Annotated in this window: 22 protein-coding genes; 10 read left to right on the top strand and 12 right to left on the bottom strand. The window is 66.8% G+C overall.

The features are described 5' to 3' along the window. Window positions 1-70: 70 nt before the first annotated feature. The 12 genes from LVY72_RS05390 to LVY72_RS05335 all read right to left on the bottom strand — a co-directional run bounded on the left by LVY72_RS05390 (window position 71) and on the right by LVY72_RS05335 (window position 12,098). Entirely contained in the window at window positions 71-736 is a 666-nt protein-coding gene (locus LVY72_RS05390) for an RraA family protein (protein WP_237818462.1), read from the bottom strand. Further along, on the bottom strand, window positions 733-1,395 hold the full coding sequence (locus tag LVY72_RS05385; protein WP_237818460.1) for an RraA family protein: 663 nt from the start codon (window positions 1,393-1,395) through the stop codon (window positions 733-735). The genes LVY72_RS05390 and LVY72_RS05385 overlap by 4 nt, the downstream gene beginning before the upstream one ends. A 4-nt stretch (window positions 1,396-1,399) precedes the next feature. Beyond that, window positions 1,400-1,792 carry a RidA family protein gene (locus LVY72_RS05380; RefSeq protein ID WP_237818458.1) on the bottom strand — a complete coding sequence of 131 codons (393 nt, stop codon included), beginning with the start codon at window positions 1,790-1,792 and terminating at the stop codon, window positions 1,400-1,402. Then, window positions 1,789-2,442 (bottom strand): 4-carboxy-4-hydroxy-2-oxoadipate aldolase/oxaloacetate decarboxylase, encoded by a 654-nt coding sequence (locus LVY72_RS05375; protein WP_237818456.1) that lies wholly within the window; start codon window positions 2,440-2,442, stop codon window positions 1,789-1,791. Before LVY72_RS05375 ends, LVY72_RS05380 begins: the two co-directional genes overlap by 4 nt. Continuing rightward, window positions 2,439-3,518, bottom strand: a complete 1,080-nt coding sequence (locus tag LVY72_RS05370) for an amidohydrolase family protein (protein WP_237818446.1) — start codon at window positions 3,516-3,518, stop codon at window positions 2,439-2,441. The genes LVY72_RS05375 and LVY72_RS05370 overlap by 4 nt, the downstream gene beginning before the upstream one ends. A 36-nt stretch (window positions 3,519-3,554) precedes the next feature. Then, window positions 3,555-4,562: a DODA-type extradiol aromatic ring-opening family dioxygenase gene (locus tag LVY72_RS05365; RefSeq protein ID WP_237818445.1), complete on the bottom strand. Its 1,008-nt coding sequence runs from the start codon at window positions 4,560-4,562 to the stop codon at window positions 3,555-3,557. A 66-nt stretch (window positions 4,563-4,628) separates the two neighbouring features. Continuing rightward, entirely contained in the window at window positions 4,629-5,597 is a 969-nt protein-coding gene (locus LVY72_RS05360) for a PDR/VanB family oxidoreductase (RefSeq protein ID WP_237818444.1), read from the bottom strand. Beyond that, on the bottom strand, window positions 5,590-6,771 hold the full coding sequence (locus LVY72_RS05355) for a Gfo/Idh/MocA family protein (protein WP_237818443.1): 1,182 nt from the start codon (window positions 6,769-6,771) through the stop codon (window positions 5,590-5,592). The genes LVY72_RS05360 and LVY72_RS05355 overlap by 8 nt, the downstream gene beginning before the upstream one ends. Window positions 6,772-6,781: 10 nt before the next feature. Next, window positions 6,782-8,131 carry a Rieske 2Fe-2S domain-containing protein gene (locus LVY72_RS05350; protein WP_237818442.1) on the bottom strand — a complete coding sequence of 450 codons (1,350 nt, stop codon included), beginning with the start codon at window positions 8,129-8,131 and terminating at the stop codon, window positions 6,782-6,784. A 39-nt stretch (window positions 8,132-8,170) separates the two neighbouring features. Beyond that, complete coding sequence (locus LVY72_RS05345) at window positions 8,171-8,953, bottom strand: citryl-CoA lyase (protein ID WP_237818441.1); 783 nt, start codon at window positions 8,951-8,953, stop codon at window positions 8,171-8,173. After that, a complete protein-coding gene (locus tag LVY72_RS05340) occupies window positions 8,950-11,085 on the bottom strand; it encodes an acetate--CoA ligase family protein (RefSeq protein ID WP_237818440.1) in 2,136 nt (711 codons plus the stop codon). Before LVY72_RS05340 ends, LVY72_RS05345 begins: the two co-directional genes overlap by 4 nt. 215 nt (window positions 11,086-11,300) lie before the next feature. Continuing rightward, window positions 11,301-12,098, bottom strand: a complete 798-nt coding sequence (locus LVY72_RS05335) for an SDR family NAD(P)-dependent oxidoreductase (protein WP_237818748.1) — start codon at window positions 12,096-12,098, stop codon at window positions 11,301-11,303. 342 nt (window positions 12,099-12,440) lie between these two features. Here LVY72_RS05335 and LVY72_RS05330 point away from each other — a divergent pair, with 342 nt between their 5' ends. The 10 genes from LVY72_RS05330 to LVY72_RS05285 all read left to right on the top strand — a co-directional run bounded on the left by LVY72_RS05330 (window position 12,441) and on the right by LVY72_RS05285 (window position 23,493). Beyond that, the gene (locus tag LVY72_RS05330) at window positions 12,441-13,460 is read left to right on the top strand and encodes an MBL fold metallo-hydrolase (RefSeq protein WP_237818439.1); all 1,020 of its coding nucleotides are present in this window, start codon (window positions 12,441-12,443) and stop codon (window positions 13,458-13,460) included. A 149-nt stretch (window positions 13,461-13,609) separates the two neighbouring features. Continuing rightward, window positions 13,610-15,223 carry a carboxyl transferase domain-containing protein gene (locus LVY72_RS05325; protein ID WP_237818438.1) on the top strand — a complete coding sequence of 538 codons (1,614 nt, stop codon included), beginning with the start codon at window positions 13,610-13,612 and terminating at the stop codon, window positions 15,221-15,223. 26 nt (window positions 15,224-15,249) lie between these two features. Then, the gene (locus tag LVY72_RS05320) at window positions 15,250-17,343 is read left to right on the top strand and encodes an acetyl/propionyl/methylcrotonyl-CoA carboxylase subunit alpha (RefSeq protein WP_237818437.1); all 2,094 of its coding nucleotides are present in this window, start codon (window positions 15,250-15,252) and stop codon (window positions 17,341-17,343) included. Beyond that, a complete protein-coding gene (locus tag LVY72_RS05315) occupies window positions 17,343-18,491 on the top strand; it encodes an acyl-CoA dehydrogenase family protein (protein WP_237818436.1) in 1,149 nt (382 codons plus the stop codon). Before LVY72_RS05320 ends, LVY72_RS05315 begins: the two co-directional genes overlap by 1 nt. Next, a complete protein-coding gene (locus LVY72_RS05310) occupies window positions 18,488-19,009 on the top strand; it encodes a MaoC family dehydratase (RefSeq protein WP_237818435.1) in 522 nt (173 codons plus the stop codon). The genes LVY72_RS05315 and LVY72_RS05310 overlap by 4 nt, the downstream gene beginning before the upstream one ends. Next, complete coding sequence (locus LVY72_RS05305) at window positions 19,006-19,842, top strand: HpcH/HpaI aldolase/citrate lyase family protein (RefSeq protein ID WP_237818434.1); 837 nt, start codon at window positions 19,006-19,008, stop codon at window positions 19,840-19,842. Before LVY72_RS05310 ends, LVY72_RS05305 begins: the two co-directional genes overlap by 4 nt. A gap of 174 nt (window positions 19,843-20,016) precedes the next feature. Next, window positions 20,017-21,198, top strand: a complete 1,182-nt coding sequence (locus tag LVY72_RS05300; protein WP_237818433.1) for an acyl-CoA dehydrogenase family protein — start codon at window positions 20,017-20,019, stop codon at window positions 21,196-21,198. Window positions 21,199-21,223: 25 nt separating this feature from the next. After that, entirely contained in the window at window positions 21,224-21,445 is a 222-nt protein-coding gene (locus LVY72_RS05295) for a hypothetical protein (RefSeq protein WP_237818432.1), read from the top strand. Window positions 21,446-21,574: 129 nt separating this feature from the next. Beyond that, window positions 21,575-22,426: an IclR family transcriptional regulator gene (locus LVY72_RS05290; protein ID WP_308190684.1), complete on the top strand. Its 852-nt coding sequence runs from the start codon at window positions 21,575-21,577 to the stop codon at window positions 22,424-22,426. A 275-nt stretch (window positions 22,427-22,701) separates the two neighbouring features. After that, on the top strand, window positions 22,702-23,493 hold the full coding sequence (locus LVY72_RS05285; RefSeq protein WP_237818430.1) for an SDR family NAD(P)-dependent oxidoreductase: 792 nt from the start codon (window positions 22,702-22,704) through the stop codon (window positions 23,491-23,493). Window positions 23,494-23,645: the final 152 nt, after the last annotated feature.

The raw sequence follows: 23,645 nt of genomic DNA, 5'->3' as shown, positions 1-23,645 counted from the left end.
TCGGGTCAAACTGCGCTATGCCGAGGCTGCCGGACACAGAATCCCCTGCCCGGCAGCCTCGGCGGCCGAGCTAACGGGCCGTCTGGAGCGTGTGGTAGCCGTAATCGGCCCGGGCCTGGCGCAGCGACTTCCCTGCCTCGACCGCCTGCCTGATGTGCTCTTCGGCGTCACGGATCTCCTGTGCGGCGGCAAGGACTTCGTGGATCCGTGCCACCGGGATGTTGACGATACCGTCGCCGTCGCCCAGCAGCCAGTCCCCCGGTTCTATCCGGACGCCGCCGATGGAAACCGGTGCCCCGACTGCCTCCACGCGGACGCGGTCCTTGCCGGTGCGCATCCAATTGCCGCGCGAATAGATCGGGTACTGCATGCTCAGGGCCCGATCGACGTCGCGGCAGACCCCGTCAATGACCGTGCCTGCCACGGCGTTGCGGGACGCAGTCGAGGTCAGCAGGTCGCCCCACACGGTCGCGTCCAAACGGCCCTGGTTGTCGAGCACCACCACCTGGGACGGGCCAAGCTCGTCGATGTAGTCTCCGACAGTGCCGGGATCCTCCCCCACCGGTCCATAGCGCAGCGTCCAGGCCTGCCCCACAATCCGGAAGGAGCGGTCCAGCGGCATAATGCCAAGGCACTGCCCGTTGATGCCGAGCCGGTCCAATGCATCGCTGACATCGGTGCAGCTCAATTCCGTCAGGACCTGCTCGATTGCTGCAGTCTCCGGTGTGGTGCTCATGCGTGCTCCTTCAGCATCGTCTCGTAACGTGCACCCATCACTTCGGATACAGGCACGCCATTCTTTACCTGTGCTGCCATAGCCTGCTCCCGTTCCCAGATGGCCTCCGCGGCGGCGATAATCTCCTCGGCGTGTGCGGCCGGTAGGAACACTACGCCGCTGCCATCGGCAATGACGTAGCTGTCCGGCGCCACCTCGATGCCGCACAGCTGGACCGGAACGTTCCAGTCCTGTTCCACCACGCGCCCACGGGCGGTGAGCGGAACAGCATTCCGGGCGAAGATCGGCAGGCCAAGCTCCCGGCTTTCATCGACATCGCGGCAGGCGCCGTCCACAATGACGCCCTGGACGCAGCGCTGGACGGCTGCCAGGGACAGGATCCCTCCCCAGCCCGACACATTGGTGCGACCTCCCTGGTCGACGACGATGACGTTGTCCGGCCCGGAGGCCTCCACCGCCGCGGTCCCCAAATGGCGCGCGCTCGGCACGCCTTCCTCCGCCGGAACGAGCCGGACCGTGGTCGCCCGTCCGCTGATCCGCCGGTCCGCCGTTAACGGCTGCAGCCCCAGGGCCACGCCTTCCAGCCCCAGCCGGTCCATGGCGTCGGAGACCGCGCAGGCATCCAGCCGGCGCAGACGTTCGATAAGCCGATCCGTCATCGGATCACTCCCCTTCCGTGATGTAAGCCATTGCTTCGAGCTGGACCAGCATTCCGCCGGGCAGGTCCTGGCGCAGCAGGTGCCTGGCCGGACGGGACGCTACGTCGGGAAACATGGCAACCCATTCCTCGTTCAGTACCGGTCTCAGACCCTCCGCCGCGGCGAAGACAGTGACGTGAACAATGTCCTCGGCCCTTCCGCCGCCTTCCTCGATGATGGTGCGCAGGTTCACGAAGGCGAGCCGGACCTGGTCCTCGGCTGCCGGAGGGAGCTGGCCGGTGGCGGTGTCCACCCCGCGCACCCCGCCGGTGGCCAGCAGCGGTCCGAGGCGGCTGGCTGCCGGCACCGGGTTGCTGCCGTGCTCCAGCCCCGGCACGGTCACGCTGCGGCGTTTCACCGGTCCCGCCTCTTCGGCAGGGAGTAGATATCGAGGCTGCACTCGCCGGCTGCCAGCCGGGCGAGGATGTCCTGTTCGTCCGCCTCGCGCTGCACTGACTTCTCGATGACCGCGGCCGCCTGGTCCGCGGGCACAACAACGACGCCGTCGGCATCACCGACCACCAGATCGCCCCGGCGGATTTCCACGCCGCCGATGCGGACCGGTTCGCCGATCGCTCCCGCACCATACGGGTCCTTGGCCGTGCCGCGGATGGATATCGAGGCAGAGAAGACGGGAAAGCCGCGCTGCAGCAACTGGTCGCCGTCGCGCACCCCGCCGTTGATGACCAGGCCGGCGATGCCGCGCTTCTGCGCGGCCACGGCCAGGACTTCGCCCCAGTGCCCGTGTTCCATGGCCTCTCCGACGTCGACGACGAGGACCTCGCCGGGATCGGCTTCGTAGACGGCACGGTGCAGCCAGAGGTTGTCGCCCGGTGGGCATAGCACCGGCAGGGCCGTGCCGGCAAGCCGCATGCCGGGCCGGACCGGCTTGATCGCCGCCGGCAGCGCACCGATCTTGCCGCCGGCTTCGTGCAGCGTAGCGGTCGGCAGCACGCCGGCTGCCTCCACTAAGTCCTGCCCGGAGGCCAGCAGCTTGTCCATGCTCATACGTCCAGCCTCGGGAACACCTTGCGCACGTTGTGCTCGTAGATCAGCCCGCGGTCCTGGTCGGTCAGGAAGTCGATGCGGTCAATGGTGTACTTGAAGTCCTCAAAGGACCTCCCGGTCTTGGGGTTGATCGCGCCGCCGCTGCCCGGCCGTTCTGTGCCGAACAGGCAGCGGTCCGCGCCCACGGTGCGGAACAGCAGTTCCAGTGCATTGGCATCGTGCACGTCCGTGTCGAACCACAGCATCCGCAGCGCATCATCGAAGCTGGTCAGGTCCGACGGCGCCTCGGGCAGCGGCTCTCCGTTCCTGCCGGCGTGCTCCAGATCGCGGAAGTATTGGCCGATGTGCTTCTTCTTGGTGGCCAGGTCCAGCCACCAATGGGCCCGCCAGCGGCCGATCTGGTAGGGGATGGCGCCGCCGCCGTGGCTGATCATGACGTTCAGGTCCGGGAACTTGTCGAAGACCTCCGAATGAACCAGCGAGGTCACGGCCAGGCTTTCCTCGGTGGCGAAATGCTCGTCGTAGGTTTCCCGGCCGGTGCAGCCGGCGCTGTGGATATGGGCCGGGATACCCAATTCCACCAGTTTGGCCCAGAGCGGATACCAGTACGGGTCCGACAGCCGCGGGGACTTGCCCCCGCCCTCGTCCGGATCCGGGTTCAGCAGTACCCCGATGAAGCCAAGCTCGCCGACGGCGCGCTCCAGTTCGCCGAAGACCCGTTCGATGGGCTCGCCGGAGACCTGGGGCAGGCCGGCGACGCCGCGGTAACGGTCCGGGTGGGCCGTGACGGCACGGTGGATCAGGTCGTTCTGCAGCCCGATCCACAGGTCCACGTCCTTGGCCACCGGGTGCGAGTGCCAGAGCACGAACGGCCGGGGCGAGAGGAACTGGACGTCGGTGCCGACCTGGTCCATCAGGGTGACGCCGCGCTTGGCAGCGGCGGCGAGTTCGTCATCGTCGACGTACCTGTCGATGTACCAATCCTTGGAGTGGTGGCCGTTGGAGGCCTGCAGGACCGTGCGGATCCCGAAGACCGAGGCGGGGGTTATGAGATGGCCGTGGGCATCAATAATCATCGGTGAAGTCCTAGGAAGTCGTAGTCGGGTGCCCGGTCAGGCCTGGGCCGATTGCCAGGTCAGGAAAGCGAGGCCGATACCGGTGCCGGCAGGAGTGCGGTGCACGGGGATGTACTCGGACTCCGTGACCGTCAGGTCCGTCAGGGCGCCGGCGGCCATGATCCAGTTCAGGATCTCGGAATTGCCCGACCGCAGACCCAGCGGCGGCAACGAACGCAGCTTGTCGACGTCGCCAGCGGCCAGGGCGCTGATCACGGTCGTGTCGAGCTCCTCGTCGACGGCGAAATGGGTCAGGCCGCCGGAGGCGACAATGCCGATCCGCTCGCTGCCGGGCAGGGCGTTCAGCGTCTTGGCAATGGCCTGGCCGATGTCGTAGCAGCGGCTGGGGCGCGGAACGTTGGGCGGGAAGTAGGTGTTGAGCATCACCGGCAGGATGGGGATCTCCCGCTCGCCGCACAGCCGGTCGATCACAAAGCCATAGGCGTGGCCGAACCCCGCGCTGTGCGGGTTAGTGACCTCGCTGGCGACGGCGATGTCGACGCCGGCCTCGATCAGCCCGTCGATCAGCGCGGAAGCCAGTTCCGGGGCGGCCGGGTGACGGTGGACTGCGTCCATCTTGTAGCCCTTGTTGGCCTCCTGGTACCAGCCGGGCAGGTTCGGGTTGACCTCGTTCTTCGGGTGGGTGACCACCTCGGCGCCGTTGTAGATGGCCATGGCCGGCATGTGTGCCTTGGTGAAGAGCTCCTCCTGGTCGTCACCGATGACCACCAGGGCGTCCAGGTCTGCCTCCGCAATCGTCGCCGCGAGCCGGTCCAGCGCCTGCTGGGCCTGCAGCGCCTGCTTCTCGAAGTTCCCCGGCACGGCCTTGTCCGCGTAGCGGCCCTGGACTTCCTGGTTGAGTTCGTCGTAGGTCACCACCCGGCCGTCGGCAAGGTAGAGCTCCTTCTTGCGGAGGTCGTCCTGTGCGCGTTCGGCCCACAGCCCGGGCTCGATAGCCAGCAGCGGGCTGTGCGATGTTCCAATTCCCAATACGATCTGTGCCATTGTTTCCTCCTCAGTCCGGCGGCCGCCGGCAGCGGCCGTCAGTAGTGTGGTGCCTGTGATGTGCTGTCAGCGATCCAGAACGAGCTTCGGGCCCTTGCTGCCCGAGCAGCAGATCATGATGATGTCGTTCGCTTCCTTTTCCTGATCGGTCAGGACCAGGTCGCGGTGGTCCGGGGTCCCGGCCAGCACCCGTGTTTCGCAGGTGCCGCAGATCCCTTCGCCGCAGGAGTAGGAGACGTCGATGCCGGCTTCCTGCATCGTGTCGAGAATGGTGCGGCCGGGTTCGATGGTCAGGGTCCTGCCGGACTGGGCGAGTTCGACTTCGAAGCCGCCCTCCAGCGCGGGGGCATCCTTGGCGGCGAAGTACTCCACATGCCGCTGTGCCGAGGGGAGTTCGACCGCGGCCTTCTCGAATCCTTCCAGCATCGGCAGCGGTCCGCAGCAATACATGTGCGTGCCCTCCGGGGCCGCGTCAACGACGGCGGCCAGGTCCAGCACGGCGCCGTCGTGTTCGGCATCGACGTGCAATTGCAGCCGCTCGGGGTGGCTGGCCGCCAGCGTGGCGAGTTCATCACCGAAGGCCGTCAGGGACCGCTCCCGGACGCAGTAGTACAGGGTCCAGTTCCGGCCGAGCGTTTCCAGCCTCCGGACCATGCTCAGCATCGGGGTGATCCCGATGCCGCCGGCGAACAGGATGGTCTGTTCGGCGTCCTCGGCCAACGGGAAGTTATTCAGCGGGGCGGAGACCGGGAGCAGCTGCCCGACCCGCAGGCTGTCGTGGATGTACGTGGAGCCACCGCGGCTCTTGGCGTCCCGGCTCACCCCCACGACGTAGCGGTGCCGTTCGCGTTGGTCATTGGAGAGGGAGTAGCTGCGCGTGATCCCGTTGGGCAGTACCAGGTCGATGTGGGCGCCGGCGGTGAATTCCGGCAGCTCGGCCGAGTTGGGGTCGCGCAGGTCCACCGACAGGACGGTCTCGGCCTCCCACTGCATCGCGTGGACGCGAAGCGTCATGGTTTCGAATCCTTCAGACATAGCTGTCCGCCTCCCTTTCAATAAGCTCCAGCCCGCGGTGCTCTGCCGCCGACTGTTTGATGGCCAGGCAGACGCGCAGCGTCTCCCGGCCGAAGTGTCCGTCATGGACCAAGGGCCGGCTGTCGGTCAGGTAACCGGCCAGTTCCTCGAGCACGTCCCCGCGCCCGGGCCGCCACGGCCGGGCCGGTATGGGCACCCGTTCCACACCCGCCTCGGTGTAGACGACGACGTCGTCGGCTCCGCACCGGATGTCTGCCTTGGCGCAGGAGACGATGAGTTCGCCGAAATGCGGCTGGTGCGGCGGCAGTTCCGCCGACCAGTTCCCGTAGCCGAAGTTCTCGGTCCGGGCCTGGCGCTCGGCTTCCCCCTCCTGCTGGCGCAGGGCACGCCGGGCGCTGCCGTGGGAGGGGTTTTTGGGACCGCCGCCTTCGGCGATCCAGCCGTGCAGTTCGTCGGTGTCGTAGTGGTCGTAGCCGCTGTAGACCATGCTGGCCGACACATTGTCCTCGAACTCAAGGATGGCCGTGCAGGACCCTTCGGTGGGCCGCTGCGGGTCCAGCACCGCCGTAGTGGCGCGGACCGAACGAACCGGGCGGGCCGCGATGGTCCTGGCGATCTCGACCTGATGGGGGATCTGGTTGTACAGGATTCCCCCGCCCCGCGCCGTGTCCAGTTCCTCGGGCCGGCGCGGACGGTAGAGGAAGTTGGTGTAGTTCCACTGCGCGATCATCGACAACGTGCCGTAGGCGCCCGAGGCCACCAGCTCGCGGATCAGCATCACGGCCGGGTCGAACCCGTGGGTATGGCCCACCACCAGGGCCACGCCGGCCCGGTCGGCCGCCTCGATCATTTGGTCGCATTCATCCAACGCCAAGGCCATCGGCTTTTCGACGACGATGTGCTTGCCTGCCCTCGCCGCGGCGAGCGCCTGCTGGTGGTGGAACTGGTGGGGCGAGGCGAGGTAGACGGCGTCGACGGCGGGGTCAGCCAGCAACGTATCCAGATCCGCGTACGCCGGCAGCCCCTCCCCTGCCTCGAACCGGGCGCGCAGCGCCTGGTTCGGGTCGGCGGCCGCCACCAGCCGGACGCCGGGATGGGTGCCGACGGCCGCGACCATGGCACCGCCGGCCATTCCCAGCCCGACTACCCCCAGGCCTACCGTGGAATTTCGCATGACCGGGTTCTCACTCGTCCACGAGGGCCGGCTGAAGGTTGCCAGCGAGCAGGTCGTTGCCGTAGGTCTCCATGAACTCGTCGAAGCTCTCGATCGGAGTCAGCTTGCTGATGGCGCGGACCCCGAACTTCTCCGGCGACTGCACTACGGCCGGCTCGTTACCCTTGGCCATAGCGTCGGCCAGGTTGATCAGCTGCCGGCGTGCAGCCACTACGGCCCGGTCGGAGCTGACCAAATGCTCCCCGGAGCGGTCGACGATGCCCGGATCGGTGCCGCCGATGCTCTTGGAGTTTTCCGCCAGCGCGCGGTCCTGGTCATGCACGCCCCAGATGCCGGTGAAGTTGGTGTTCCGCTGCATCTCGCGGTCCACCAGGTAATCGTTCTCCTTCGAGGCCACCGGCAGCCAGGTATCGATGATGCCGCCGTCGGGCAGTTCGTACCGGCCCTGTTCCATCCGGGGCGGAAAGAGCGCGCCGCTGAGGTAGTACTCGTTGAGCTCGTCTTCCCCGATGGGGTGGTCGACCCGGTAGCCGAAAGTGAAGACGGTGGTGGTGTTGTCGTCGATCGGCACCCAGGCGCGGCCGCCGCCCTGGACGAACTCGCCCGGCCCGCGCGGGATGAGGCTGAACATCGGCAGGATGAACTGGGTCACCCGCCACAGGTACTGGCCCTCGTGGGAGCGGCGGGCGCCGTAGACCAGCCCGTAGTCGGTCTGGCGCAACTCGATGTGCGGCGCTGCGTCGTCGGTCATCTGGGCGCCGGTGGACTTCTGCTTGGTGGTGTTCTTGTCGAAGTCGCGGTGCAGCCAGCTGATGTGGGAGCTGTCGATTTCGCCTTCCAGACCCTGGGACCAGTTGGTGCGCTGCAGCCAGCGGGCGGCAAAGGCGTGTCCGTCGGGAACATGGGCAAATTCCAGGGCCGGGAAGCCGGGCTGGAACTCCTTGGGGCCCATGTATATCCAGACCACGCCGCCGCTTTCCGTTGTCGGGTAGGCGGTAATGCCGACATTCCTGCGGATATCCGGGGCCGTGGAGGGCACGTTCGGGGTTTCCAGGCAGTTGCCGTCGACGTCGAACTTCCAGCCGTGGTAGGCGCAGCGGATGCCGCAATCCTCGTTGCGGCCGAAGAACAACGGTGCCAGCCGGTGCGAGCAATGAGCGGCGACGATGCCGACCCGTCCGCGGGTATCGCGGAAGGCGACCAGGTCTTCACCCAGGATCCGCAGCCGGATCGGCGGGCAGTCCGGCTCCTCGACCTCGCGGCTCAGGACGGCGGGAAGCCAGAACCGGCGGAACAGCTCTCCCATGGGCGTCCCGCGGCCGATCCGCGAAATGGTCTCGTTGGCATCAGCACGTAGCATTGGTCCTCCTCGGGGGGTGCAGCAAGGTGTTTTCCGCGTTCATCGCTTCGGCTCCGGCAGTTTGTTGCGCTCGTCCTGACGCAGGACCAGGTCCCAGAGCTCCTGGCCGGTGGGTGATTCCTCTTCCTCGATGATGTGGCCAAGCAGCCCGGCACAGCGGCCGACCAGGGCCAGACCCCGGGCCAGATGGACCGGCAGGTCCATGCTCAGGATCATGGCTCCGACGGCGCCGGCGGTATTGGCCGGCAGGCGGCGGGAGTAGATGCTGCCGGAGACATCGTCCATCGCCAGCAGCAGCTTCCAGTACAGGCCGTAGTAGCCGTTGCGCTCGGTGACCGCTTTCAGGGCCGGGATCCGCGGATCCCCGTCGATGTGGATATTGTGTCCGAGCCCGTACAAGGGCTGGCGGCTGGCACGGCGTCCGGAGACGAACGCCCTGGCCGCCTTCTCGATTTCCTCGTCACTGGAGCTGTCCGTGAGGTCCCCGGCGGCGTCCTTGAGCATGATGGCCGCGTCCTGCATGGCCCCCAGGAAGACGCTCCCAGCGCCAAGCAGGCCGGCAGCAACGGCCGCCTGCGGCGCCTCCGGCGCGCCCATGTAGGTCAGGCGTGCGGCCAGGGCGCTCGGGGTCAGGCCGTGGTCGGTGACCGTGACCAGGATGGTGTTGAGCATGTCCTTCTCATTGCCCTGGCATTTCCGACCGACGGTGACCAGCATGAGCATGTCGATGAAATCAATCCGGCCGATCAGCTCGGTTGCCAGATCGTAGCCGCGAACCGTGATGCGGTCAGTGGTGGTCTGGCCGATTTCGGTCTTGATCACAGTGCGTCTCCATTCGTTTCGTTCATCACCAGCACGGCGTCCAGGGCAATGACCCCCTGGCCTGCGGGCAGGACGCGCACCGGGTTAAGTTCCAGTTCCTCGATCCGGCCGCTGTTCGTCTCGACGAACCGGGAGACGGCGACCATCAGGTCGGCCAGGGCCTCCACATCGGCCGGACCGGAACCGCGGAGTCCGCGCAAGAGGGCAGCGCATTTGGGTTCGTCAATCAGCGAACGGGCCTGCGCCGGGGTCAGCGGCAGCATGCGGCGGGAGACATCGTTGAACAGCTCCACGAAGATGCCGCCCAGGCCGAAGGTCATGACCGGACCGAAGACGGGGTCCGCAGTCACGCCCACCAGCACATCGATGCCGGCCGGGGCCATGGATTCGACCAGGACCTCGTCGGTGGTGACCCCGGCGGCCACGGCCGCCGCGGCGATACGGTCAAAGGCCAGCCGGACGTCCGCCGCACTGCGCAGGTTTACTTCCACACCGCCCATATCGCTCTTGTGCGTGATCTGCGAGTTCACGATCTTCATCACGACGGGATAGCCGAGATTCTCCGCCACGTCCACGGCCTTGTCTGCCGTGTCCGCCCGGCCCGACGGCGGCACCGTGACGCCGTGGGAAGCCAGGAAGGACTTCACGGCCGGCTCGGTGAAGGTGACCAGGTCGCCTCCCGTGCGCCCGGCCGGCAGCGGGCTCCAATCCGGGTCCACGGACCAGCGGCCGCGCTCGATCCAGCGGCTCAGTGCCTTGGTGCCGCGCTTGATGCTGCGCACCGGCACAAGGCCGCCCTTCACCAGGGCGTCATAGCCTTCGCCGAGGCGGTCGCTCATCCAGATCGGCACAATGGGGGTGTCGGTTTCGCGCTGGACCTGGGCGATGGACTCGCCGATCTGGCCGGTGAGCTCGCCGTAGTCGCAGGGGAAGGGGTAGAGGACGACGCCGGCTCCCGGATCCTCGGCTACCTGCTTGAGGCTTTCGTGGCCGATCTCCGGGCGGGCAAGGATGTCGGAGGTGGCATCGACCGGATTGGTGATGGCCGCGTAGTCCGGCAGCACCGAGCCAATAGCGGCCAGGGTCTGCTCGGAGAAGGCGGTTAGTTCCAGCCCGGCTTCGCCCACGGCGTCGGCGGTCAGGGCGCAGCCGCCCCCGGAGAAGCCGTAGATGGCCACCCGTTCGCCGCCGGTGGGACGCTTCCGGGCGAAAAGCGCCGCGGTGTCGATCAGTTCATCCATATCGTCGACTTCAACGACGCCGGCCTGGCGCAGCACCGCGCTGTTGACCTCTGCGGCTCCGGAGAGGGAACCGGTGTGGGAAGCGACGGCGCGGGCCCCATACTCGGAGCGGCCGACCTTCAGTGCCACCACAGGTTTGCCCCGCTCGGCGGCGTAGAGCGCGGCCTCAACGAACTTCGGACCGTCCTTGATCCCCTCCATCGTGGTGGCGATGACCTCAATATCATCGGCATCGGCCATGTACCGCATGAAGTCCGCGACCGTGAGGTCGACTTCATTGCCGGTGGAGGCCCAGAGGCCCACGCCCACACCACGCTCCATGGCCTGCAGGAAGCAGCGGCCGATGCCGCCACCCTGGGTGGCCAGGCCGATGGGCCCCGGCAGCTGGTCAATCTGGAAGGACGGGGAGAACATCATGCCCAGGCGCTTGTTGAGGTTGCACAGGCCCGGGGAGTTCGGTCCGTAGATCCGCATGCCCGACTCCCGGCCGATCCGCGCCATTTCCTGTTCGGCGCGTTTTCCCTCCTCGCCCATTTCGCCGAAACCGGAGGTGAAGACGATGGCGTACCGGACCCCGCGGCCGGCGCAATCCTCGAGCACCTGCAGGGTCTGGGCGGCCGGGACCACGAGCATGGCTACATCCGGGGCTTCCGGCAGGTCGGTGACGCTCTGGTAGCAGTCCAGGCCATGGATGGACTGCTTTGTCCGGCTGATCAGGTACGGAGTGCCCTGGAAATCGGAGTGGTCCAGCAGGTTGGCCACCGAGCGGGCGCCCAGGCTGTTGGGCCGGTCAGAGGCGCCGATCACGGCGATCGACCGCGGGTCGACCAACCGGGACAGGTCCAAGGTTTCAGTCTGCACATTCGTTGACAGTGCTACAGGCGTTGCCATTCAGACCCCTACTCAAATCATCGCTGATATTTCGCATGAGTCTACGATATATCGTAGGAGTCCGCAATACCCCGTGGTTTTCTCCGCCATTTCGTTGACGGAGGATTCCCGCGCGCACTGTGAGGCAGCCTACACTGCGGCCACCATTTTCCTTCTGCTCGGGAAAATATGGCGAAAAATGCCTGCGAGGAGGAAAGCCGGCAACACGCGTGTGCTCAATACACCTGGTTCGTGGGGCGGATCATGATCTCATTGACGGCGACACCGCGCGGCTGACACACCATGTAGGAAATCGAACTGGCGATATGGGCTGCCTGCAGCCGTTCGACGCCGGCCGTTCGCGACGCAGACTGCTCCCGGACCTCCGGGCGCACATGAGTGATCAATTCCGTCGTCGTTGCCCCTGGCTCGATGACCGATACCCGGACGAATTCCGGCGCCAGTTCCTGGCGCAGGGCCTCGCTGAAGGCGCCGACCCCCCACTTCGTCAGGTTGTACACGGCGGTTCCCACGCGGGCCGTACGGCCGGCAATCGAGCTGACATTGACCAGATCCGCCACTTGCCGCGGGCCGGAGCGGGCGGCCTCAACCAGGTACTCAACGGAGGCATGGGTCACCGCCAGCAGGCCGCGGACATTGATGTCAACCATCCGCCGCCACTCCTCGCGCGGGGCTCCGCGCACCGGGCCCAGCAGCATGACGCCGGCGTTGTTAACCACGGTATCGAGGCGCCCGCACTGCCGGACGACCTCCTCCACCGCCTCCCGGGCCCGGTCTTCGTCGGCAACATCAGCGACCACAACGACGGCACGGCCGCCGGCGTCGAGGATTTCATCGGCCAACTCCTTGAGCCGGTCGGCCCGGCGGGCGACGAGCGCCACCGTGGCCCCCTGCGCACTCAGCGCCTGCGCCGTCGCCCGGCCGATTCCGCTGCTGGCTCCGGTCACCAGCGCGACCGTACCCTCAAGGGTCCCGCCGCCGGTATGCCCCAGAGCCGTATCCAATGCATTCATGGCATTCACGCCCAGTACCCTTCCTCATCAGCCCGGCGCTTCCGCGCCGGACTGGGCTGTAATCCGCGGCGACACCGCGACCTTCCAGTCCCGCTTCGCCGCCCGCTGCCGCGATTCGCGAAAACCACTATCACGGAATCCCTGTATCGGTATATCATCACAATCAACGATATTTCGGAATAGCTTCCCCTGCTGCATCTCCTGCCGGGGACAACAGCGGAGACAGCGGGTATCCGGCAGCACCGGATACCCGCCGCACGAAAGGCGGCAGCCGGCAATGACCCCACGGTCGACAGTTCCATCCCCAACGATTCCCTGCCCGGACTGTCGGAGGGCTGGCTAATGGCGGCTGCTACGGGCGCCTGGCACGAGTCCGGCTGCTACCAGGTCTCCGAAGGGGTGTACCGGATCCCGCTGCCGCTCCCCCATGACAGCCTCAAGGCCATCAACGTCTACGCGGTCATCGAACCGGACGGCCTGGTCCTGATCGATTCCGGATGGGACATCCCGGAAGCCCGCACTGCGCTCGAGGAGGCCTTGGATTCGCTGGGATTCTCCGTCGCAGACATCCGCACGTTCCTCGTCACCCATGTCCACCGGGACCACTACACCCAGGCCATCCAGATCCGGCGCGAGTACGGCACCCAGATTGCCCTCGGGGTGCACGAAAAACCGTCCCTCGAACATCTGGTAAAACCGGACCGCAAGCCCTTGGACAGCCAGATCCGCAGCCTCTACGCCCATGGTGCCCCGGAACTGGCAGCGCGCCTGGCCGAATTCGCCGGCCGGGATGCCAAGGAAGAGTGGGAGATGCCCTGCCAGTGGCTGAATCACGCCGAGACCGTTTCCTTGGGCAGCCGGGCCCTCGAAGTCCTGGCCACTCCGGGACACACGCAGGGGCACGTCGTGTTCCACGACATCGACGCGGCCCTGCTCTTCTCCGGCGACCATATCCTTCCCTCGATCACACCGTCGATCGGCTTCGAACAGGTCCTCTCCCCCGACCCGCTGGCCAACTATATGGACTCGCTTCAACTGATACTCTCCCGGACAGATGCGGTGCTGCTGCCGGCCCACGGGGATGTCTGGGACAGCGCGCACCGCCGCGCGAAGGAACTGCTGGACCATCATGGCGAACGGCTGGACCAGACGCTGCGGCCGGTGCTCCACGGCGCCGGCACCGCCACCGAGATCGCCGCCCAACTTGACTGGACACGGCGAAAAAAGCACCTCTCGGAGCTGGATCCGTTCAATCAGATGCTCGCGATTGCGGAGACTGCGGCCCACCTGTCCGTGCTGGCCACGCTGGGACAGGTGTCCGCGTCCGAGGTCGACGGCGTCACCTGCTACAGCCCGGCCTGAACCGCATCGCTGACCGACCCCAAGAACTCATAGACAGAGCCCAGGCGAACAGCTACAGTCGATTTCAGTTAATGAGCACTAACTGAAACAACTCAAATCGACCGGATCTTGTTGCCGGGGCAGACCTGATTCCAAGGATGTGAAAGCGGATGACTACATCCACCCAAACCGGCCCGGCCGCACCCGTACTGGACGCGGCCATATCGAACCGCGAAGCACATGCGGTACTGCTGGGCGACCTGCGCGGGCGGCTGGAGCGCGTCGCCCAGGGCGGCGGCGAAACCGCCCGCCGGCGGCATCTGGACCGTGGCAAGCTGCTGCCCCGCCAGCGCATCGAGACGCTGCTGGACGAGGGCAGCACGTTCCTCGAGATTGCCCCCCTGGCCGCGGAAGACATGTACGGCGGCCGGGTTCCGGCCGCCGGGATCATCGCCGGGATCGGTCGGGTCGCCGGGCGCGAGTGCATGATCGTCGCCAATGACGCGACCGTGAGCGGCGGCACCTACTATCCCATGACGGTGAAGAAGCACCTGCGCGGGCAGGAAATCGCGCTGCAGAACCGCCTGCCCTGCATCTACCTGGTCGATTCCGGCGGTGCCATGCTGCTGCAGCAGGACGAAGTCTTCCCCGACCGGGACCATTTTGGGCGCATCTTCTACAACCAGGCCATCATGAGCGCGAAGGGCATCCCGCAGATCGCCGCCGTGCTGGGGTCCTGCACCGCCGGCGGCGCCTACGTGCCGGCGATGAGCGACGAAGCGGTCATCGTGCGCAACCAGGGCACTATCTTCCTGGCCGGCCCGCCGCTGGTGAAGGCGGCCACGGGCGAGGTGGTCACCGCTGAGGAACTCGGCGGCGGCGACCTGCACAGCCGCACCTCCGGTGTCACGGACCACCTCGCGGACGACGACGTCGACGCGCTGATGCGGGTCCGAAAGATCGTGGCAACGCTGCCTCCGGCCGAACCGGCCCCCTGGGAAGTCGCCCCGGCTCTGGAGGCGGCCGCCGGCCAGGAGGAGCTGTACGACATCGTTCCCACGGACCCGCGCAAGCCCTACGACGTCCGCCGGGTCATCCGTACCATCGTCGACGGCGGCGAGTTCACCGAGTTCAAGGCCGAGTATGGCACCAGCCTGGTCACCGCCTTTGCCCGGATCCACGGCCATCCGGTGGGCATCATCGCCAACAACGGCGTGCTGTTCAGCGAGTCGGCCCTGAAGGGTGCGCACTTCATCGAACTGTGCGACCGGCGCAAGATCCCGCTGGTCTTCCTGCAAAACATCACCGGCTTTATGGTGGGCCGCCAGTACGAGGCCGGTGGCATCGCCAAGAACGGCGCCAAGATGGTCACCGCCGTGGCCTGCGCGCGGGTGCCGAAGTTCACCATCATCATCGGCGGCTCCTACGGGGCCGGCAATTATTCGATGTGCGGCCGGGCCTATTCCCCGCGCTTCTTGTGGATGTGGCCCAACGCGAGGATCTCCGTCATGGGCGGTCCCCAGGCCGCGGATGTGCTCGGCTCGGTGCGTCAGGGGCAGTCCGAGAAGTCCGGTGCGGCCTGGCTGCCGGAGGACGAGGAAGCCTTTAAGGCTCCGATCCGCGATCAGTTCGACCGGCAGTCGACCGCCTACTACTCCACGGCCCGGCTCTGGGACGACGGCGTGATTGACCCGGCAGATACCCGTACCGTGCTCGGTCTGGCACTGGCGGTGGCTGCGAATGCCCCGCTGGAGCCGGTCAACTACGGCGTCTTCAGGATGTGAGTACCCAACCAATGACTGGAATTATCATGGACACAACCGGCCGCACCAGCATCGGCACCGTGCTGATCGCCAACCGCGGCGAGATCGCCGTGCGCGTCATCCGCACGTTGCGGCAGATGGGCATCCGGGCGGTCGCGGTCTATTCCGACGCCGACGCCGGCGCCGCCCACGTGCGCGAGGCCGACGAGGCCGTCCGGCTCGGCCCGGCCCCGGCGGCGGACAGCTACCTGGACATCGGCAAGGTCCTGGCCGCGGCCAAGGCCACGGGTGCCGATGCCATCCACCCCGGCTACGGTTTCCTCTCCGAAAATGCCGGATTTGCGGAGGCCTGCGCACAGGAAGGACTGATCTTCCTCGGGCCGCCTGTCGCGGCGATCCGGACCATGGGCGACAAGATTTCCGCCAAGGCCGCCGTCGCCGCGCGCAATGTCCCCACCGTTCCGGGCATCTCCCGCCCCGGCCTGACCGACGAAGAGCTCAGCCGCGGGGCTGGCGAGGTCGGCTACCCGGTACTGATCAAGCCCTCCGCCGGCGGCGGCGGCAAGGGCATGCGCCGCGTGGAAGATCCTGCCGGACTGCAGGCCGCCTTGGAGTCAGCGCGCCGCGAGGCCGCTTCCTCCTTCGGCGACGACACCCTGTTCCTGGAACGCTTCGTCGATACCCCGCGGCATATCGAGGTGCAGATCGTCGCCGACCGGCAGGGAAACGTGATCCACCTCGGCGAACGGGAATGCTCACTGCAGCGCCGCCACCAGAAGGTGATCGAAGAAGCCCCCTCGCCGCTGCTGGACGAGGCAACCCGTTCGCGCATCGGCGAGGCGGCCTGCAATGCCGCCCGCAGCGTCGGCTACGTCGGCGTCGGCACGGTGGAGTTCATTGTCTCCGCGCACCGGCCGGAGGAGTTCTTCTTTATGGAGATGAACACCCGCCTGCAGGTCGAGCACCCGGTGACCGAGCTGGTCACCGGCATCGACCTGGTCCAGCTGCAGGTGCTCATCGCTGCCGGCGAACCGCTGCCGCTGGCCCAGGACGACGTGGTGCTGCGCGGCCACGCCGTCGAAGCCCGGGTCTACGCCGAGGATCCCGGGCGGGGCTTCCTGCCCACCGGCGGCACGGTCCTGGCCTTGCGGGAGCCGGCGTCCACCCCGGACCAGCACCGCGGCCACACCGTCCGTACGGACTCCGGCCTGCGCACCGGCACCGTCGTGGGCGGCAACTATGATCCGATGTTGAGCAAGGTCATCGCCCACGGCGCCACCCGGGCAGAGGCCCTGCGGCATCTGGACCGTGCGCTGCAGGAAACGGTGGTGCTGGGGGTGCGCACCAACATCGACTTCTGCCGCTTCCTGCTCCGCCATCCGCAGGTCGCGGCCGGCCACCTGGACACTGGTTTGCTGGACCGCTCCGTGGCCGGCTATGCTCCACCGGCGGTGCCCGACGAAGCGCTGCTCGCCGTCGCCATGCACCGGCTGCTTGACCGCACCGGCCACGACCCCGCAGGCGGTGCCGCCGCGCGCAGCCTGTGGGACGTCCCCTCCGGCTGGCGCCTCGGCGCGAGGTCCGCCTTCCGGACCAGACTGGACACCGGCGACGGCACCGTCTCGGTGGCCCTGACCGGAGGCGCAGCTGCCGCGGAAGCCGTGGTGGGGACCTGCGAAGACGAACCGGCCCCGGAGCGACGTTACGCGGTGTCCGCCAAGGCCGATGCCGGTCAGCTGCTGCTGGCCGTGGACGGCCGTCAGTCCCGCTGGACGGTCCGTGAGGCGGCCGGAACGTATTGGATCGCAGGCCGAGGGGGCATCTGGGATCTCCGGCTCGCCCCGATGGCGAGCGTCCGCACGCATGACGACGGCGGTGCCTCCGCTGAAATCACCAGTCCGATGCCCGGGACCGTGATCGCGGTACTGGCCGCGGACGGAGAGTACGTCGAGGCTGGCACCCCGGTGCTGATCGTCGAGGCCATGAAGATGGAACACTCCCTCACCGCCCCGGTGGCCGGCGAGGTCAATCTCAAAGTGGGTGTGGGCGACCAGGTCGTCGTCGATCAGGTCCTGGCCTACCTCGCCGAGGCCCCCGGGACCGCCGAAGAATCCGACAATGCAACGAAGGAAGACATCTGATGCTTGAGCTTTCCGAAGACTACGAGGACCTGCGCCGCAGCGTGCAGGACTTCGCCCAGACGGCGGTCGCCCCGGTGTCCGCCAAGCACGACGAGGAGCACAGCTTCCCGTACGAGATCGTGCAGCAGATGGGTGAGATGGGCCTGTTCGGGCTGCCCTTCCCGGAGGAATACGGCGGCATGGGCGGGGACTACTTCGCCCTGGCCCTGGCCCTGGAAGAACTGGGCAAGGTGGATCAGTCGGTCGCCATCACCCTCGAAGCCGGCGTCGGTCTGGGCGCCATGCCTATCTACCACTTCGGCACCGAGGAACAGAAGGCCAAGTGGCTGCCCGACCTTGCCGAAGGGCGGGCGTTGGCAGGCTTCGGCCTGACCGAGCCGGGCGTGGGCAGCGATGCCGGCGGTACCGCCGCTACCGCGCGGCTGGAGGACGGCTACTGGGTGATCAACGGGTCCAAGCAGTTCATCACCAACTCCGGCACGGACATCACTTCCCTGGTCACGGTCACCGCCGTCACCGGAATGCGGGAAAACGGGAAGAAGGAGATCTCCACCATCATCGTGCCTTCGGGAACCGAAGGCTTCACCGTCGAGCCGGCCTACAACAAAGTGGGCTGGAACGCGTCCGATACGCACCCGTTGTCCTTCGCCGACGTCCGCGTCCCGGAAGAAAACCTGCTGGGCCAGCGCGGCCGCGGTTACGCGAACTTCCTCTCCATCCTCGACGAGGGCCGGGTGGCGATCGCTGCCCTGGCCACCGGCGCCGCCCAGGGCTGCGTGGACGAAAGCGTGAAGTACGCCAAGGAACGTACCGCCTTCGGCCGGAACATCGGCTCCTACCAGGCCATCTCGTTCAAAATCGCCCGGATGGAGGCCCGTGCCCACGCGGCCAGGGCAGCCTACTACGCCGCAGCCCAGAAGATGCTCGCCGGCAAGCCGTTCAAGAAGGAGGCGGCCATCGCCAAGCTGGTCGCCTCCGAGGCCGCCATGGACAATGCCCGGGACGCGACCCAGATCCACGGCGGCTACGGCTTCATGAACGAGTACCCGGTGGCCCGGCACTACCGCGACTCCAAGATCCTTGAAGTCGGCGAAGGCACCACTGAAGTGCAGCTGATGCTCATCGCCCGGGAACTGGGGCTGGCATGAGCGCTCCGGCGGGGGAGGCCGTGCGGCCGGGGCAGGACGAACAGCGGAAAGTCGTCCAGCGCGGCCTGTGGTTCGAGGAGTTCGAGGAGGGGGTCGTCTATCTCCACCGGCCCGGCCGAACGGTCACGGAGGCGGACAACGTCCTGTTCACCACCCTGACCATGAACGCCCAGGCCCTGCATCTGGATGCAGCCTGGTCCTCCACCCAACATTTCGGCCAGCGTCTGGTGAATTCCATGTTCACGCTCTCGACGCTGGTAGGGCTGTCGGTTACCCAGCTGACCCTGGGCACGATCGTGGGCAACCTCGGGTTCACCGAGGTGTCCTTCCCCAAGCCGCTCTTCCACGGCGACACGCTGTATGCCGAGTCGGTCTGCGTACAGAAACGCGAATCCCGCAGCCGCCCCGGCGAGGGCATCGTGACGCTGGAGCATATCGGCCGCAACCAGCATGGCGACATCGTCGCCCGGGCACTGCGCAACACCCTGGTCTACAAATCCCCCGAGGCCCGGGCATGAGTGCGCCGCAGCAGGCGGCCTGGCTGCCGCCCGGGCCGGCCCTGCTGTTCTGCCCCGCGGACCGGCCGGAACGGTTCGCCAAGGCAGCGGCCCGGGCCGACGTGGCCATCCTGGATCTCGAGGACGGCTGTGCCCCCGAACGCCGGGAACAGGCGCGGAAGGACCTGACCAAAGCCGGACTTGACCCGGAACGCGCCATTGTCCGGATCAATCCCGCGGGTGCCCCGGACCACGCCGCCGATCTGGACGCCGTGGCGGCCACCGCCTGCAGCACCGTTATGCTGGCCAAGACCGAGAGCGCAGCCCAAGTCGAATCGGTCGGCTTCAACGTCCTGGCACTGGTTGAGACACCGCTGGGCGCAGTCCGTGCCACGGAGATTGCCCAGGCCGCCAATTGCGTCGGGCTGATGTGGGGCGCCGAGGATCTGGTGGCCGCGATGGGCGGCAGCTCGAGCAGGTTTGCCGACGCGGGTTACCGCGATGTCGCCCGGCATGTGCGCTCATCGGTCATACTGGCGGCCGCCGCCTTCGGGAAGTTCGCCGTCGATGCCGTCCATGTGGATATCGCCGACCACGAGGGCCTGCGCGCCGAGGCTGCCGACGCCGCTGCCCTGGGCCTTGCTGCAACTGCCTGCATCCACCCGTCCCAAGTCGACATCATCAGGGCGGCCTATGCGCCGACCGAGGAGCAGGTTGCCTGGGCGAAACGTGTCCTGGAGGCGGCGGCCGGAAACGCCGGTGCCTCGCAGCTGGACGGACGGATGGTGGACGCCCCGCTGTTCCGCCAGGCCGAAGCAATCATGCGCCGCGCAGGCTCGGCGGCTGTGCTGTAGGCGTGGACCGGCAATTAACCGGAGCAGGGGCGCAGGGATGACTATGGACATCCCCGCACCCCTGTCGTAGCCTGTAACGAGATTTCGCACAAAAGCATGAAGTACCGAGGTGGCCGGGAGCACGCCCGCAGCGAGGCGGAGCCAGTGCCTCGAACGAATTCGAGGAGTACGCACATGAGCATTGAGACACCGGTAGACCGGGAGGGCATCAGCCAAGGGCTGCTGCACCACAGCCCCTTCACCGAGGAGGAAGACGAGTTCCGCGAACTCGTCCGAACGTTCCTGGACCGTGAGATCGAGCCGATCTACCAGGGCTTGGCCACGGACTCGGAGTCCCGGCACAAGGTGTGGAAGCAAGCCGGTGAAGCCGGAATCCTCGGTGCCACTGTTCCCGAGACATACGACGGGCTGGGCATGAGCCCGATCGTCAATATGATCCTGTCCCAGGAGATGGCCCGGTCACACTGCTACGGGACGGTCGGCAGCCTGTTCTGCACCGACCTGGCCACGGGCATCCTGCTCGACGGCGGTTCCCCGGAATTGATCAGGGAGTGGGCGCCGAAGATCATGGCCGGTGAGGCGATCCAGGCGATGGCGGCCACCGAGCCCGAGGCGGGCAGCGACCTGCTGGCAATGCGCACCACGGCCACACCTGACGGGGACGATTTCATCATCTCCGGCGAAAAAACCTTCATCACCAACGGTGATATCGCGGACATCGTATACGTGGTGGCCAAGACCGATCCGGCCGCACGCGGCAAGAGCATGACCATGTTCCTGGTGGACCCCAATGCCCCCGGCGTGACGCGGGGCAAGCTCAAGACCATGGGCTTTCCCGCAGGCAACACCGCGGAATTGCATTTCGACAATGTCCGTGTGCCCGCATCCCACGTCCTGGGCGGCCTGGGCGGCGCGATGCGCCTGTTGATGCACTCCCTGGCCTTCGACCGGCTGCAGATCAGCGCCCGCGCCCTAGGCCAGGCGGAACTGGCCTTCGACATGACCCTGCAGTACGCCAAGGACCGTCGCCTGTTCGGCCAGAACCTGTTCGACTTCCAAAACACCAAGTTCCAGCTCGCCTCCCTGAAGACGGAAATCGAAGTCGGCCGGGCCTTCCTGCACGAAATGGTCCGAAAGGTCCGAAGTGGGACCAACACGGATACCGAGGCCGCCATGACCAAGCTCTGGGTCTGCGAAATGTCCGGCCGCGTCCTGGATGGATGCATCCAGCTCTTTGGCGGCATGGGCTTCAGTGATGAGATGCCGATTTCGCGCATCTATACGTCCAACCGGGTGTTGCGGATCTACGGCGGCACTTCGGAAACCATGAAACAGTCGATCGCCCGCGCGCTGTAGGGCGGGAGGCAGGATGGAGGCCACCATGACTATCGACAGCCAGTCCATGCCGGATGTGCTGCCCAGTTGCGAACACTGCCGCACCGTGACCTGGGCCGGAATGCCCGCCTGCGAGTGCGAATTCGGCCGCCGGTCCGTCGACGAACAAGCCACCGCGTCATTGAGCCGGCAGCTGGCGCCGGACACGGAGATCGAGGCCCCGATGTTCCGCACCCCCAGCGCATTCCAAGCCATCAGCCGATCCTGACATCCCCACGCCGGTCTTCACCGGAAGGCGACACCGAACGTATTACTACGATATGCCGGATATCACTACGTCATATCGTTATCCATACTATTTTTCGTGGGAGAATGTTACCTATCAGTATTTAGCGAAATGACGGTGAAGACCATGCCCAAGAGCGCCGGACAGGCAGCTCCAGCCAGACCTGCGCCCAAAACGCAGCGAAGTTCCGGAAAGCCCACCGGCGGAACTACCGTGCCGGCGGCGGCGCGGACGATGGCGCTGTTTGAGATCTTTGCGCGGGAGAAGCGGGAACTAACCAAGTCGGAGGTGGCCCGGCTGCTGGATCTGCCCGAGAGCAGCAGTTCGGACCTGCTCAACACCCTGCACGGATTGGGCTACCTCAGCCGCACGGCGACCACACGGCGCTTCTATCCGACCGGGCGGCTGCTGAGCATGGCGCAGGCGGCCGAGGAGAACAACGCGCTCACCGCATTCGGGATCGAGGCGACCGCACTGCTGGCCGACCGCTCCGGGGAGACCGCAGCAGCTGCGGTGCTGGATGGGAGCGGGATCAAGATCATCGCAGTCACCGCGGGCAAGCACCGCCTGCGCTACGTCCTGGAGGTCGGAGACAGCTTTACGCTCCACGGCACGGCATTGGGCAAAGCCCTGCTGGGGGCACTGGATGACGGCGAATTGGCGCGGCTCCTGCGCCTGCACCCCCTGCCCCGCCGGACGGATGCCACCAAAGTCGATCCCCGGCAGGTCGAGGATGAGGTGCACAAACACCGCACCCTGGGGTGGTACCAGACGGTCAACGAAGGCAGCCTGGGGGTCAGCGGCATCGCCATCTCGGGCCCGGTCGGCGACCAGTTGGTGGGCCTCGGCCTACTCGGCCCCACCGAGCGCCTGACCCTCGAGGCCGAAGAACACCGCCGGCTCCTGCTGGAGGTACGCGACAACGTCTTCGGCGACGCCCTCGGCGGGGCGTTCGCAAGCTAAGGGGCGCCCTGCCGGCCTGCACGGCGGTTTTCACGGACCCCTCCCGCATGCCCTCCTGTGTACTGCCCAGCGGCCAAGGCCCGCACGCACGCCAAGCAGATGCAGGCGAAAACCCTTGACCAGTTTTCACGACATTATGTAGTGTTATACGAAATACCGTGCTCATGCACCGTTTTTTCAGTCCCACTGCGCAGGATCAGCCATCCGTATCGCACTGGCCAGGATGCTGCGCACCGGCCCTTTCGCCAGTACCCGTATGAATCCCAGGAGGAATCGTGACCCCAACCGAAGAGGCTCAGTACTTTAGTGGGTGGCCGGTAGCGGGAGGACCGCCACCGCCAGGAAGCCTGGCGTGGGTGGTCGGCGTCGGCTCGATCCAAGGAACCGGCGGAGCCATCTGCCGGCGGCTGGCCGAAGAAGGCCTGCACGTGCTGGTCACCGGACGCACCAAAGAGAAGATCGACGCCGTCGTCGAACACATCCAGAGCAAAGGTGGGCTGGCCACCGCCGTCGTTGCGGACGCAGGCACCGAGGCCGGCCTCGCGGACGCGCTGGCCAAGCTGGACGAGCTCGGCCCGCCGCTGGTGACCGTCTACAACGCCGGCGGCTCGCAGTGGCGCTCGAGCATCCTCGAGATGGACTCCGAGTTCTTTGAACAGGTGTGGCGCACCAACTGCTTCGGCAGCTTCATTGTTGGGCGCGAGTCAGCGCGGCGGATGACCGAGCGCGGCGGCGGCGCCATCCTGTTCACCGGTTCCATTTCGGGCACCATCGGCCGGCCGAAACTGGCGGCGTACTCTTCGGCAAAGTTCGGCCAGCGCGCAGTCGCCCAGGCCCTTGCCCGGGAATTCGGCCCGCAGAACATCCACGTCGCCAACGTCATCGTGCACGGCCCGATCGACGGCGACCGGCTGAACACCGCCTTCCCAACGGCCAAGGAACGCCGCCCGGTCGACGGCATGGTCGACATTGACGCCATCGCCGAGACTTTCTGGCAGGTGATCCGCCAGCCGCGGACCGCCTGGACCCACGAGACGGACATCCGTCCGTACTGCGAGCCGTTCTAGGCCGGCATTGTCCCGGAACGTCACATCCACAGCGAGACCGAACCGACAGGGGGCTTGGGAATTGATTTCCCAAGCCCCCTGTCGGTCCTACGGCCAGGAGAAAGCGTCGATGAACCCCACCCCGGATCGAAGCGCCGGCTGCGGCCGGGTCA

This window comes from Arthrobacter hankyongi (assembly GCF_022012395.1).
In the GTDB taxonomy this organism is placed as follows: Bacteria; Actinomycetota; Actinomycetes; order Actinomycetales; family Micrococcaceae; genus Crystallibacter; species Crystallibacter hankyongi.
This window is presented reverse-complemented; position numbering and strand designations above follow the sequence as displayed.